The 13,310-nt window shown below is 67.4% G+C and carries 15 protein-coding genes; 8 read left to right on the forward strand and 7 right to left on the reverse strand.

All coding sequences use genetic code 11. From position 1 onward, the window contains the following. Nucleotides 1-41 precede the first annotated feature (41 nt). The 7 genes from OHS03_RS22310 to cofD form a co-directional block, all read right to left on the reverse strand. On the reverse strand, nt 42-701 hold the full coding sequence (locus tag OHS03_RS22310; protein WP_328656764.1) for a TetR/AcrR family transcriptional regulator: 660 nt from the start codon (nt 699-701) through the stop codon (nt 42-44). Then, nucleotides 698-880, reverse strand: a complete 183-nt coding sequence (locus OHS03_RS22315; RefSeq protein WP_056813067.1) for a rubredoxin — start codon at nt 878-880, stop codon at nt 698-700. Before OHS03_RS22315 ends, OHS03_RS22310 begins: the two co-directional genes overlap by 4 nt. After that, nucleotides 877-1,050 (reverse strand): rubredoxin, encoded by a 174-nt coding sequence (locus tag OHS03_RS22320; protein WP_082844102.1) that lies wholly within the window; start codon nt 1,048-1,050, stop codon nt 877-879. The genes OHS03_RS22315 and OHS03_RS22320 overlap by 4 nt, the downstream gene beginning before the upstream one ends. Then, nucleotides 1,047-2,285 (reverse strand): alkane 1-monooxygenase, encoded by a 1,239-nt coding sequence (locus OHS03_RS22325; RefSeq protein WP_328656766.1) that lies wholly within the window; start codon nt 2,283-2,285, stop codon nt 1,047-1,049. Before OHS03_RS22325 ends, OHS03_RS22320 begins: the two co-directional genes overlap by 4 nt. Before the next feature lie 201 nt (nt 2,286-2,486). Then, complete coding sequence (locus OHS03_RS22330; RefSeq protein WP_328656768.1) at nt 2,487-3,014, reverse strand: NUDIX hydrolase; 528 nt, start codon at nt 3,012-3,014, stop codon at nt 2,487-2,489. A gap of 28 nt (nt 3,015-3,042) precedes the next feature. Then, nucleotides 3,043-4,437 (reverse strand): coenzyme F420-0:L-glutamate ligase, encoded by a 1,395-nt coding sequence (locus OHS03_RS22335; protein ID WP_328656771.1) that lies wholly within the window; start codon nt 4,435-4,437, stop codon nt 3,043-3,045. After that, entirely contained in the window at nt 4,434-5,420 is a 987-nt protein-coding gene (gene cofD / locus OHS03_RS22340; protein WP_328656773.1) for a 2-phospho-L-lactate transferase, read from the reverse strand. The genes OHS03_RS22335 and cofD overlap by 4 nt, the downstream gene beginning before the upstream one ends. Before the next feature lie 562 nt (nt 5,421-5,982). Here cofD and OHS03_RS22345 point away from each other — a divergent pair. The 8 genes from OHS03_RS22345 to OHS03_RS22380 all read left to right on the forward strand — a co-directional run bounded on the left by OHS03_RS22345 (nt 5,983) and on the right by OHS03_RS22380 (nt 13,309). Further along, nucleotides 5,983-6,216, forward strand: coding sequence for a WhiB family transcriptional regulator (locus tag OHS03_RS22345; RefSeq protein WP_133733920.1), 234 nt, complete (start codon nt 5,983-5,985; stop codon nt 6,214-6,216). 124 nt (nt 6,217-6,340) lie between these two features. Continuing rightward, nucleotides 6,341-6,823 carry a metallopeptidase family protein gene (locus OHS03_RS22350; RefSeq protein WP_194826429.1) on the forward strand — a complete coding sequence of 161 codons (483 nt, stop codon included), beginning with the start codon at nt 6,341-6,343 and terminating at the stop codon, nt 6,821-6,823. 81 nt (nt 6,824-6,904) lie between these two features. After that, nucleotides 6,905-7,282, forward strand: a complete 378-nt coding sequence (locus tag OHS03_RS22355; RefSeq protein WP_407942519.1) for a DUF3499 domain-containing protein — start codon at nt 6,905-6,907, stop codon at nt 7,280-7,282. Between the two features lie 52 nt (nt 7,283-7,334). Beyond that, entirely contained in the window at nt 7,335-8,714 is a 1,380-nt protein-coding gene (locus OHS03_RS22360) for a phosphomannomutase/phosphoglucomutase (RefSeq protein WP_328656778.1), read from the forward strand. Between the two features lie 136 nt (nt 8,715-8,850). Continuing rightward, entirely contained in the window at nt 8,851-10,071 is a 1,221-nt protein-coding gene (locus OHS03_RS22365) for a hypothetical protein (protein ID WP_056815919.1), read from the forward strand. After that, on the forward strand, nt 10,071-11,291 hold the full coding sequence (manA, locus tag OHS03_RS22370) for a mannose-6-phosphate isomerase, class I (protein ID WP_328656781.1): 1,221 nt from the start codon (nt 10,071-10,073) through the stop codon (nt 11,289-11,291). Before OHS03_RS22365 ends, manA begins: the two co-directional genes overlap by 1 nt. A 117-nt stretch (nt 11,292-11,408) precedes the next feature. Further along, the gene (locus OHS03_RS22375; RefSeq protein ID WP_328656784.1) at nt 11,409-12,323 is read left to right on the forward strand and encodes a cation diffusion facilitator family transporter; all 915 of its coding nucleotides are present in this window, start codon (nt 11,409-11,411) and stop codon (nt 12,321-12,323) included. 35 nt (nt 12,324-12,358) lie between these two features. Beyond that, a complete protein-coding gene (locus OHS03_RS22380) occupies nt 12,359-13,309 on the forward strand; it encodes a cation diffusion facilitator family transporter (RefSeq protein WP_328656786.1) in 951 nt (316 codons plus the stop codon). Nucleotide 13,310: the final 1 nt, after the last annotated feature.

Genomic DNA, 13,310 nt, shown 5'->3' on the forward strand with positions numbered 1-13,310 from the left:
GTGATGGTTACACAAGAGCGAATCAGAGCTCGTGACTTCTCTCAGTGATCTACGTCATCCGATGGGACGCGCATTCCTCGCACCTGCACGATTGCCTCGACATACGGACCGAGCAGGGTACTCATCTCGGCGGGGGCGTCGCGCTCGGGCACGGGCGGATTCGGGATGTAGCTCAGCGCGATGCGGACCAGCGCGTGCGCGAGCACATCGGCCTCGGCGTGCGTCGCGTCCACCCAGCTGTGCATGAAGACCTCCGTCAGGCGCGCGGTGGCGTGCCCGAGCAGTGGGGCCGCGTCGAGCGTGATGAGCCGCAGCAGATCCGGCTTCATCTCCCCGCTCAACAGCGAACGGACCAGCGGGTCGCCCGCGGCGGAGAGGAAGAACCCGGACATCCCGACCCGGATCGCCGCGCGCGCGTCACCGACATTGGCGTCGAGCGCCTCGCGCACATGGTCGACGAGATCATCGGCCAGACGCAGCGCGTAGGCCTGCGAGAGCCCCGAGCGCGAACCGAACTCGTTGTAGAGCGTCTGCCTGCTCACCCCGGCCCTGGCCGCGACATCACCGAGCGTGACCTTGGACCAGTCACGCTCGGTGAGCAGTTCGCGCATCCCGTCGAGGACCGAGGTGCGCAGCAGTTCGCGCGCGGCCTCCTGATACGGGATGCGCGAACCGGTGCGCGGGGTACCCGCGACGCTCACGAACGTTCGATCTCGACCATGAAGAAGTCGGACTTGCGGGCTCCGCAGTCCGGGCAGGTCCAGTCGTCGGCGATGTCGTCCCAGCGGGTGCCGGGCGCGATGCCGTCGTCGGGCCAGCCCTCGGCCTCGTCGTACTCGAAACCGCACTGGACACACTGGTAGAGCTTGTACTCGGTCACTGCGATACTCCTACCGCTTCGAAGTCGATCTTCTCCCGCACCCCACAGTCCGGACAGCACCAGTCGTCGGGAACGGCAGTCCACAGTGTGCCAGGCGGAAATCCTTCGCGTGGCGCGCCTTTGGCTTCATCGAAGACGAAATCACAGACCGGACATTTGTAGGCACTCATGACTCGACCTCGGTTCCGTACTTTTCCAGCACCTGCTCGCGGCGCTTGGGTTCGATATTGGCGAGGCTGACGTCCCCGCCGTAGTGCGCGAGCACGCGCTTGTCCATCACCTTGCGCCAGATCGGCGGGAAGTAGCCGATCAGGATCATGCTGGCGTAGCCGCTGGGCAGGTTCGGCGCTCCGTCCCAACTGCGCAGCGTCTGATAGCGCCGGGTCGGATAGGCGTGATGGTCGCTGTGGCGCTGCAGGTGGTACAGGAAGATATTGGTGACGATGTGGTCGCTGTTCCAGCTGTGCTCGGGCGCCGGTCGTTCATAGCGTCCGCTCGCGGTCTTCTGCCGGACCAGGCCGTAGTGCTCGAGGTAGTTCACCGACTCGAGCAGACTGAAACCGACCACGGCCTGCAGGATCAGATACGGCAGCACCTCGACGCCGAAGACTGCGATCACACCGAGCCACAACACCACCGACATGGCCCAGGCGTTGAGCACATCGTTGCGCAGCGTCCACGGGCTCTTGTCGAGTCGGCCGAGACGTTCCTTCTCGAGGTGCCAGGCCGAGCGCAGGCTGCCCCAGACCGTGCGCGGCCAGAAGGCCCAGAAGGACTCACCGAGACGCGAACTCGCGGGGTCCTCCGGGGTGGCGACCCGCACGTGGTGACCCCGATTGTGCTCGATGTAGAAGTGCCCGTAGAACGACTGGGCCAGCGCGATGCGCGCGAGCCAGCGCTCCAGTTCGACCTTCTTGTGACCGAGCTCATGCGCGGTGTTGATGCCGATGCCGCCGATCATCCCGACGCTGATCGCGATACCGATCTTGTCGACCACATTGGCGCCGCCGGGGAAGCCGAGCCAGTGCAGATTCGGCGCGGTGATGATGTAGCAGGCGAAGATCAGTGAGGCGTACTGGAACGGCAGGTACAGGTAGGTGAGGTAGCGGTAGTACTTGTCGTTCTCCAGGTACTCCATCACCTCGTCGGGCGGGTTGTCGCCGTCCGGCCCGAAGAACAGATCGGCCAGCGGGATCACGATGTAGACCAGCACCGGCCCCAGCCAGAACGGGATCTCGGCGATGCGGTGCCAGCCGAGCTGGTTGAGACCCCAGATCAGCGGGATCGCGATCGTGAACAGGCCGGTCGGGGCGAACAGGCCCCACAGCCACAAATATCGTTTGGAATCTCGCCATTGCGGCGGCGCGACCCGCTGCTCGGACGCGTTGGCATCAGTCGACATCATCGTCTCCAGTTCCGAGGCACATCTCACATCTGTGATGTGCGTAACTCTCTGTCACAGACGATAGGTGTGGACATGTCGGATGTCTAGACAAATTTCACTATTTGTAAAGAAGACCCGGTCGAACAACGAAAACGACGGCCGTGCCCAACTGGGCACGGCCGTCGTCGTTACAGGTCAGAGACCTTTTCAGGGGCCTTTACATCACCCCTCTGACCGAAACAGAACGTCGGCGCCGGCAGGTAGCCCGTCGACCGGCCACCACCGCAGATCGGTCGATTCGGAGCTGCGAACCGGTACCGCGCCCGGGGGCGCCACGACCTCGAAGAGCAGGTCGAGATGTCGCGTCGGCACTCCGAGCGAGCAGGTGATCGGGTGGGCCTGCGCGCCGTAGAGACCCGGCGTGAGGATCAGGTCGGCGATGCCGGATTCCTCCACCGCCTCCCGCAGCGCCGCGTCCTGCACGGTCTTGTCATCGGGTTCGCAGTGACCGCCGAGCTGAATCCAGCGACCCACGCGTGGGTGCAGGGTGAGCAGGATGTCGCGACGATCGTGGGACAGCACGATGGCCGACGCGGTGATGTGGCCGGGGGCGTGTTCACGCAGGCAGCCACGCGGCGCCGAGCCGAGGAACGCCAGAATCGCTTCGCGCAGTGAGTGATCCGCGCCGGTGCCGGGCTCCCACCGGGTGAGCAACTCGGTCGCCGAGGCGTGCAGCGATTCCGCGCTCATCGGGCCGACTCCGCGATCGCTGTCGGGTTCACAGCTCCACCAATCCCGCACCGGCCGAGCCGACGGCGCGTGGTGTGGGCTCCTCCAGTGGATACCCGATCGCGATGGCGCCCAACGGCATCCAGTCCTCGTCCAGATCGAGGACCTCGCGGACGATCTCGGGCGCGAAGATGGTCGAGCCGATCCAGCAGCTGCCGAGACCGTCGGCGGCCAACGCGACGAGCAGGCCCTGCACGGCAGCGCCGACGGCCACCGTGAACATCGTCTGCTCGGCGGCCTGGCGACGAGCGTCGGGATAGTCATGCGCGCCGTCGGGCACGCAGAACGGGATGATCACCTCCGGCGCGTCGAAAAGGATGCGACCGCGCGCGATTCGACGCTCCACGCGGTCGGGGGCGAGCCCGTCGGCGGTGAGGTCGGCGCGCCACTTCTCGGTCATGGCCTCGAGCAACCGCGCCCGCAGGGCCGCCTCGCGCAGCCAGACGAAGCGCACCGGACGGGTGTGGTGCGGTGCGGGCGCGGTGAGTCCGACCGCGACGGCGGCACGGATCCGTTCCGGGTCGACGGGTTCGCCGGTGAACGCGCGGACCGAACGACGCAGCGGCACAGCCTCTTTGCGGCCCTGCTCGAGCGCCTCGGCAGTGCCGAGCCAGAACAGGTCGTCGATGCCACCGCGCAGCAGCGCCGCCGCGGTCGAACCGTCGTCCTCGGTGTTCAGCCCACGCACCACCGCTACCGGAACACCGCCGAGCTTGCCCTTGACCAGATCGGCGGCCGCGGCGAGCTCATCGGCGATGGCCACCTGCGTGACGTGCAGTTCGTTGCCCTGTTTGTCCACGGCGCCGTCGTAGTCGTGCAGCACCCGCAGGCCGGCTGACCCGATGGCCGCGTCGATCTGCCCGTTGCGCCAGGCCCGGCCCATCGTGTCGGTGACGACCACGGCCACGTCGACGCCGAGCCGCTGGGCGAGCGCGGTGCGCAGGGCTTTCGCGCTGCCGTCGGGATCGACAGGCAGCAGCACCAATTCGCCCTCGGCCACATTGGAGCCGTCGACGCCGGAGGCCGCCTGCACGATGCCGAGCCGGTTCTCCGTGATGAGGGTGCGGCCCTTGCGCGCGAGCACCCGAACGGCTTCGTCCTCGACGAGCTTGCGACGGGCGGTGTCGCGCTCCTCGGGGTCGAGGGGTGCGGCGACGATGCGCCCCTCGGCCTTCGACACGATCTTGCTGGTGACCACGAGGATGTCACCGTCGGCAAGCCAGGGTGCTTGTGCCGCAAGGTGTTCGGCGAGATCGTCACCCGGCCGGAACTCCGGCAGACCGGTCACCGGAAGGATCCGCAGCTCGTCGGCGGCATGGTCGGGCAACACGTCGACCCGGCCGTTCTCCGGCCGGATCGAGTCAGCCGCCTCCTGCGCGCTCATATCTTCACTCCCGCCAATTCCAGTGCGGCGCGCGCCATTTCAGCGGTCGCCTCGGGGTCGCTCATCAACAGCGGCACGCTGCGCACCTCGACGCCCGCGACATCGGCGGTATCGGTGGAGTGCACCAGCCATCCGTCGAGGATGCCGGTGGCCGAGCGGGCGCCGTAGTGGCGGCCGATCGCCTCGGCGGTGGACTCGACGCCGATCGCCGTGAGGCACTCATCCGCCATGCCGCGCAACGGCTTTCCGTCGATCACCGGCGACAGGCCGATCACCTTGGCCTCGCTGGTGCGCAACGCGCCTCTGATCCCGGGCACGGCGAGGATCGCGCCGATGCTCACCACGGGGTTCGACGGGGCCAATAACACGGCGTCGGCAGTGGCTATGATTTCTGTCACATTTGGTGCCGGAGCGGCTTGCTCGGCGCCGATCGAGGCAAATCCGTGTGTCGGAAGCGCCGCGCGGTACCGCACCCACCATTCCTGGAAGTGGATCGCGCGACGTTCGCCAGCATTGTCGGGATCGCTGACCACGACGTGAGTTTCGCAGCGATCGTCGGTAGCCGGGATCAGCTTCACGCCCGGTTGCCACCGATTGCACAGCGCTTCGGTGACCGCGGACAGCGGATATCCGGCGCGCAGCATTTCGGTGCGAATGAGATGAGTGGCGATATCGCGATCGCCGAGGCCGAACCAATCGGGCTGAGCGTTGTATTTCGCCAGCTCCTCTTTCGCGTGCCAGGTTTCGTCGGCGTGGCCCCAGCCACGCTCGGTATCGATGCCACCGCCGAGGGTGTACATGCAGGTGTCGAGGTCGGGACAGATGCGAAGGCCATGCATCCAGACGTCGTCGCCGACGTTGACGATGGCGGAGATGTCGGCTTCGGGCAGCAGCTGCCGGACGCCTTGGAGGAACCGGGCACCGCCGACACCGCCGACGAGAACGGCGATCTTGGGCTCGCGCACCGCGTGTTGTGCAGTCACAGGGTCACAGCCTAGTGAGTGACGGTTGCCCGTTGCTTTCGCGCCGAATGACAGTGAAGTTGCTGGTCATTTGCCACGGCACATAACAAGATCAACACGAAAGGCGGGTGTGGAGTGTAACGGAAGGGTGACGGCGGGTTGACCACCGGCAAGTGCGGCGTGTCTAATCACAGACATGTCATTCCGGTCACCGCGAGAAGGCATAGCGCGGGGGCGTTTGCGAGAAGGTTCCAACTCGCCTGAAAAGGCTACTGCGCTAGGAGTTAGCGCAGGGCGCGTTTGCGAGAGGGTTCCAACTCGCCGGAAGGCAGGCTCGGGGAAGCCCGCGAGACTACGTCGCGGTGTTGGGCCGTCGGGGTTGCATCTGATCCGACGGAAAGAATCATTCTGCGCTAACACATAGTGAGGAGGCGGAACGATGACCGAAGATCTGGTCTCGCCGACCGATTCCACAGCAGGCGCAGCTCACGCTGTCTGCGCTGACATGAGCTGGCAGGAACCGGACGTGGTAAGCGAAGTCGCGGCTCCCCGGCTGAGTCTGGTCGTCACGGGCTTCGACGAAATGTTCGAGTCGATCGAAGAGCAGTGGCAGGAACGCGCCCTCTGCGCTCAGACCGACCCCGAGGCGTTCTTCCCCGAGAAGGGCGGCTCGACGCGTGAGGCCAAGCGGATCTGCTTGGGCTGTGAAGTACGTGACCAGTGCCTGGAATACGCACTGGCACATGATGAACGCTTCGGCATCTGGGGCGGTCTCTCGGAACGAGAGCGTCGCAGGCTGAAGCGCGGAATCGGTTAAGTGACTGTTCGAAAGTAGACTCTCTCCAGGCCTGGCCCGGAGCCACGCAGGCGCAGTACGTCGGTGTCTCCGGGCGAACGCCCTTGTTGATCTTCACGGTGCAGGCGAGAGAGGTGAAAGACCCATGGCACGTTCCCGGCGTCATTCTCCGGCACCCACCGCTCGTTCGGTGACCCGCCGCGGCCGCGGAGTCCGAGGCCCCATGCTTCCGCCGACGGTGCCCGCGTGGCGCACCAGGGGCCAGAAATTCGATCGGCTCGTGCTCGAGGCGTTCGCCCCACTCGACACCCGCTGGCACGATCGCCTCACCAAGCTCGATATCGCCGTCGACGATGTACCGAAAATCCGTCCGCTGCATCCCGATTCGGTCACCTGGCCGGACGAGGTGGTCGCCGACGGACCCGTCCCGCTGTCGCGTCTCATCCCGGCGGGGGTCGACCGCCACGGTGCGGCCACCCGCGCCAGGGTGGTGTTGTTCCGCAAGCCGCTGGAATTACGGGCGGCCGATCCCGACGATCTGGTGGAGTTGCTGCGCGAGGTACTCGTCCAGCAGATCGCGACCTACCTCGGCGTGGACCCCGATCTCATCGATCCCGAACCCGAGTAGGCATGCGTGACTACGCCCGTTTAGGGCGTGTCCGTATCCACTTTCGGTGCGCGGAGGGCTAATCTCGACGTCGTGATCCCTATGCGTCGTTGCTGCCGACCCGGCTGCAAGAACCCGGCTGTAGCGACGCTGACTTATGTGTACTCCGACTCGACCGCCGTCGTCGGACCCCTGGCCACCGTCGCCGAACCACATTCCTGGGATCTCTGCGAAACGCACGCCTGCCGCATCACCGCGCCCAAGGGCTGGGAACTGGTCCGCCACGAAGGCGGTTTCTCCTCGAGCACCCCGGACGACGACGACCTCACCGCACTGGCCGAAGCCGTTCGCGAAGCCGGCCTACGCCGACGCCCCGCCGCCGAAGCCGACCAACTGGGCTACCGCGACAACGCCCCCTCGGCCCCGCGCACCGCGCGGACCGGCCGCCGGGGCCATCTTCGGGTTCTGCCGGATCCGTAGCTAGTCCGGCCAGGATCCCGAGGAGTCGGTGCAGCCCGCTAGGGTTAGCCACATGACGACCCTCGCGCGCTCTGGCGAACTCGTGAATGCCGTGATCAAGGCTTATGACGTCCGCGGGGTGGTGGGCGAACAGATCGACGAGGCGTTCGTCAGCGATGTCGGCGCTTCCTTCGCCCGACTCATGCGCGCCGAGGGCGCCCAGCGCGTGGTGATCGGCCACGACATGCGCGAATCCTCCCCCGCGCTGTCCGAGGCATTCGCGCAGGGCGTGCGGGCCCAGGGTCTGGATGTGGTGCACATCGGCCTCGCCTCCACCGACCAGCTCTACTTCGCCTCGGGCAAGCTCGGCTGTCCGGGGGCGATGTTCACCGCCAGCCACAATCCGGCGAAGTACAACGGCATCAAGCTGTGCCGCGCGAACGCGCTGCCCGTCGGCCAGGACACCGGGCTGGCGACCATCGCCGCCGAGGTGATCGAGGGTGTGCCCGCCTACGACAGCACGCCCGGCACCGCCACCAGCACCGATCTGCTCGCCGACTACGCGGACTACCTGCGCGAGCTGGTGAACCTCGACGAGATCCGCCCGCTCACCGTCGCGGTCGACGCGGGCAACGGCATGGGCGGGCACACCGTGCCCGCCGTCCTCGGCGCCCTCGGACCGATCACCATCGTGCCGCTGTACTTCGAACTCGACGGCTCGTTCCCCAACCACGAGGCCAACCCGCTGGATCCGAAGAACCTCGTCGATCTGCAGGCGCTGGTCCGTTCCAGCGGCGCCGACATCGGCCTCGCCTTCGACGGCGACGCCGACCGCTGCTTCGTCGTCGACGAACGCGGCGAGCCGGTGTCCCCCTCGGCGATCACGGCCATCGTGGCCCAGCGTGAGCTGGCCAAGGAGCCGGGCGCCACCGTGATCCACAACCTGATCACCTCGCGCGCGGTGCCCGAGCTGGTCGAGGAGCTGGGCGGCAAGCCGGTGCGCACCAGGGTCGGGCACTCGTTCATCAAGCAGGAGATGGCCTCGACCGGCGCGGTATTCGGTGGCGAGCACTCGGCGCACTACTACTTCCGCGATTTCTGGGGTGCCGACTCGGGCATGCTGGCCGCGCTGCACGTGCTGGCCGCGCTCGGTGAGGGCACGCGTCCGGTCTCGGACCTGATGGCCGCCTACGACGTGTACGCCGCCTCCGGCGAGATCAACTCGACCGTCGCCGACGCCGCCGAACGCACCGCCGCGGTGCTCGCCGCGTTCGCCGACCGCACCGAGTCGGTGGACCGCATGGACGGCGTCACGGTCGATCTCGGCGGCCATGCCTGGTTCAACCTGCGCGCCTCGAACACCGAACCGCTACTCCGACTCAATGTCGAGGCCGGATCGCGCGACGATGTAAACGCACTCGTGACCGAGATCCTGAGCATCGTCCGCGCCTGACTGGGAAGATGAAACCAGTAGCAGTGGAATCACAGGCCCGGTATTCGGCCACGGCGGATTACGAGCATTGCCGGTGTCCGGCTGGAATAGTGGAGTCACGGACGACACAGCGCGATGAGGGGAGGTGGATTCGGCGATGATCGCTGGAACACCGGTATTCGACCTCGACGATGCCGAGTCGCTGGCGGCGGCCGACACCGCCGGCGCCCTGCGCTCGGCCGCATCGGGCGGCGCCCAGGTGCGGGCCACGGCCGCGGCGGTCGCCGAAACCTCGCTCATCGAACGGCTCTCCGATCTGCGCCCGCGCAGCCTGGTGCTGGTCGCCGGCTCGGGTCGGGCCGCGCGCGCGGCCGGGCTGCTGGTCGCCACGCTCGGTGACCGGGCCGGGCTGCCGATCGTGCACGTCACCTCGCTGCCGCCGTGGGTCGGTCCGCTGGACGTGGTCCTGGTGGCCGGTGACGACGCGGGGGATCCGCGACTCATCGATGCCGTCGACCGCGCCCTGCGCCGCAGTGCGGAAGTGGTGATCGCCGCCCCCAACGAGGGTCCGTTGCGTGCGGTCGCCGCCGGTCGCGCGATCGTGCTCGAACCTCGGGTGCCCGTGCTCGACCACAATCGGCTGCTGCGTTTCCTCGCCGTCGGGATCGCGGTGTTGCGCGGTGTCGACGCCCAGCGCAGCGGTCCGGCCACGCCCGATCTCACCGCGCTGGCCGACATGCTCGACGCCGAGGCGCTGCGCGACGGCCCGCACACGGAAGCCTTCCGCAATCCGGCGAAGACCCTCGCCGCCCGCATGCACGGAGTCGGCGTAGTGCTCGCGGGGGACTCGCCCGCCGCCGTCGAACTGGCGGGCCACGGCGCCGAGGTGCTGCTGCAATCGGCGGGCAGGCTCGTCTCCGCCGCTGATCTGTCCGATGCGGTCGCCTCGGTCGGCCGCCTCTCCCAGGCAACCGGCGGCACCGCACCCGGCTTCGATCCGCTGTTCCACGACGAGGAGCTCGACGGACCGGCTCCGGTCGAGCGGGTGCGGGTGCTGGCCTTGAGCGTGCATCCCGATCAGGCTGCCGCCCGGCGCAAGCTGGCGGTCTTCGAAGGCGCAGGCGGCGGCCTGGTCGACGCCGAGCTGGTCCATGCCGATGTCGACGTGCTGCAATCGCAGCTCGCCGACCCCGCCGCCGCGCCCGCGATCGAGCGCACCGCTGCCGCCTCCGCCGCAGGGGGCGGACACGGCAGCGAACTCGAACAGCTCGCGGTGCTGGCGCTGCGGCTGGACATGGCCGCGGCCTATCTTCGGCTGACCCTCGCACGCGGTGCCGCCGCGCCCGAGCCGGATCGATACGACGGGGGACGCTACTAGTGCAGGAACTCGTTGGTGCGCTGCGTTCTTACGCATGGGGGTCGCGCACCGCGCTCGCTCAGCTGTGCGGACGGCCGGTGCCATCGGCCCATCCCGAGGCCGAACTCTGGTTCGGCGCGCACCCGGCCGATCCCGCACACGTCAAGACGGACTCGGGCACACGCTCGCTGCTCGAGGTACTCACCGCCGACCCGGCGAGCGAATTGGGCGCGGTGGCCGACACTTTCGGTGCCCGCCTGCCGTTCCTGCTGAAGATCCTCGCTGCCGAGGAACCGCTGTCGCTGCAGGCCCACCCGAGTTCGGCGCAGGCGCGAGCCGGATTCGAACGGGAGAACCGCACCGGCGTCGCGCTCGATTCGCCGCTGCGCAATTACCGCGACGACAGCCACAAGCCCGAACTCGTTGTCGCGCTGGAGCGTTTCGAGGCGCTGGCCGGGTTCCGCGACCCGCTCCGCACCGTCGAGTTGTTACGCGCGCTCGACGTGCCCGGCCTCAATATCTACGCCGAACTGCTTGCCGCCCAGCCCGATTCGGCCGGCCTGCGGACCTTGTTCACCACCTGGATCACGCTGCCGCCCGCCGCGCTGTCGAAGCTGCTGCCCACGGTGCTCGAGGGCTGTGTGCACTACCTGTCGAGCAAGGGCGCGCGGGCGTTCACCGCCGAGGTACGCACCGCGCTCGAACTGGCCGAGGTCTACCCCGGCGACGCGGGTGTCCTCGCCGCGCTGTTGCTCAACCGGCTGACCCTGGAACCGGGCCAGGCGCTGTTCCTCGCGGCCGGCAATCTGCACGCCTACCTGCGTGGGGTCGGGGTGGAGATCATGGCCAACTCCGACAACGTGTTGCGCGGCGGGCTCACCCCCAAGCACGTCGACGTGCCCGAACTCCTGCGGGTGCTCGACTTCGAACCGATCGACCTGCCGGTGATCGAACCCGCCCCCGGCGACGACGGCGGCATCCGGTACCGCACGCCCGCACCGGAATTCGCCCTGTGCCGCTTCGATCTCGACGCCGAGGACGAGCCGGTCGTGCTCGCCGACGTCGGGCCGGGCATCGTGCTGTGCACCGCGGGCACGCTCGAGCTCTCCGAGAACGGACGCACCCTCGTCGTCGAACGTGGCAGCGCGGCCTGGATCTCCGCCGCCGACACCGACATCAAGGCGCGCGCGTTGCGCGGGCCCGCGCAGCTGTTCAGCGCCTGCGTCGGCGACGGCAACTGATCTGTGCCGTAGGGCGAACCCCCGCCTCGGCTCCCGCTCAGGACGGATGACCGCTCCGCGTCGGTGTCCTATTAGGCTGTGGCGAGTCGTGTTCAGTGAACAGAAGGGCGGGCCGGCATGTCGGCTGGTGGTGGCAAGAAGGCGATCGTCGCGGCGTTGGCGGCCAACGCGGGGATCGCGGTGGCGAAGTTCGTCGGCGCGTTCATCACCGGGTCGGCCTCGATGATGGCCGAGGGCGTGCACTCGGTCGCCGACACCGCGAATCAGGGCCTGCTGCTGTTCGGGCAGCGCGCCGCCGCCAAGGACGCCGACGAGCTGCACCCGTTCGGGTACGGCCGTAACCGCTACTTCTACTCGTTCGTCGTGGCGCTGGTGCTGTTCACCCTCGGCTCGGTGTACGCGATCTACGAAGGCATCCACAAGGTCCAGCATCCCGAGGAGCTGAGTCAGCCGATCGTCGCGATCATCATCCTCGTGATCGCGATCGGCCTCGAGACTTTCAGCTTCCTCACCGCGGTGCGTGAATCCAGGCCGCTCAAGGGCGATGCGACCTGGTGGCGGTTCATCCGCAACTCGCGCAGCCCCGAGCTGCCGGTGGTGTTGCTCGAGGACACCGGCGCATTGATCGGTCTGGTACTGGCCCTCGGCGGCGTCGGCCTGACCATGGTCACCGACGACCCGATCTTCGACGGCATCGGCACCCTGGCCATCGGTGTCCTGCTCGGCATCATCGCGATCGTGCTGATCGTGGAGATGAAGAGCCTGCTCATCGGTGAAGGCGCCACCCCCGAACAGGGTCTGGCCATCCGCGAGAACCTGGTCGACGGCGCCAAGATCACCTCGGTGATCCACCTCAAGACCCAGTACCTGGGCCCGGAGGAAATGCTGATCGCGGCCAAGGTCGCGCTCGCCCCGAACCTGGACGTCGCCGGGGTCGCCGAGGCGATCGACGCGGCCGAAACGCGCGTGCGCGCAGCAGTACCCACCGCCCGCCTGATCTACCTGGAACCCGACCTCTACAGGGTCAAATAGCGGCTGACGGACAGCGACCGTTGTAGCGTTCGTCTATGGCCGAGCAAGGTGGAGAAAGCAAGGTCGCGATCCTCGCGGCGCTCGGGGCGAACGCCGGCATCATGGTCGCGAAGTTCATCGGCGCGTTCATCACCGGGTCGTCGTCGATGCTGGCCGAGGCGGTGCACTCGGTGGCCGATACCGGCAACGAGGCGCTGCTGCTGGTCGGGCAGAACCGAGCCGATCAGCCGCCGGACGCACTGCACCCCTTCGGGTATTCGCGCAATCGGTACTTCTATTCGTTCGTCGTGGCGCTGGTGCTGTTCACGATGGGTTGTTTGTTCGCGATCAACGAAGCGATCCACAAGATCCGCTTCCCCGAGGAGATCCAGTCACCCTGGGTCGCGATCGCCATCCTCGGTGTGTCGATGGTGCTGGAGAGCGCCAGCTTCCTCACCGCCCGCAAGCAGTCGGCGCCGCTGAAGGGCAAGAACACGTGGTGGCACTTCATCCGCACCACCCGCAATCCCGAACTGCCGGTGGTGCTGCTCGAAGACGCAGGCGCCGTCACCGGCCTGCTGTTCGCGCTGGCGGGTGTGAGTCTGTCGATGATCACCGGCAACACGGTGTGGGACGGTGTGGGCACATTGCTCATCGGCATCCTGCTCGGTGTGAACGCGGTGATCCTGATCGTGGAGACCAAGAGCCTGCTGATCGGTGAGGGCGCGACGGCCAAGGACGACACCGCGATTCGGTCGGCGCTGCTCGCCGATCCACGGATCGAGCGCGTCATCCGGATGCAGACCCAGTACCTCGGTCCACAGGACCTGTTGATCAACGCCAAGATCGCGCTGCACGCGGGCCTGGACATCACGCAGGTGTCCGAGGTCATCGACGCCGCCGACGACCGGATTCACGCCGCCGTGCCGAACACCTACACGGTCTACCTCGAGCCTGATGTGTTCAAGCCCGACAAGGTCCACGACCTACCGATGAAGCCGAGCTGAT

This window comes from Nocardia salmonicida (assembly GCF_036142455.1).
GTDB lineage: Bacteria > Actinomycetota > Actinomycetes > Mycobacteriales > Mycobacteriaceae > Nocardia > Nocardia salmonicida.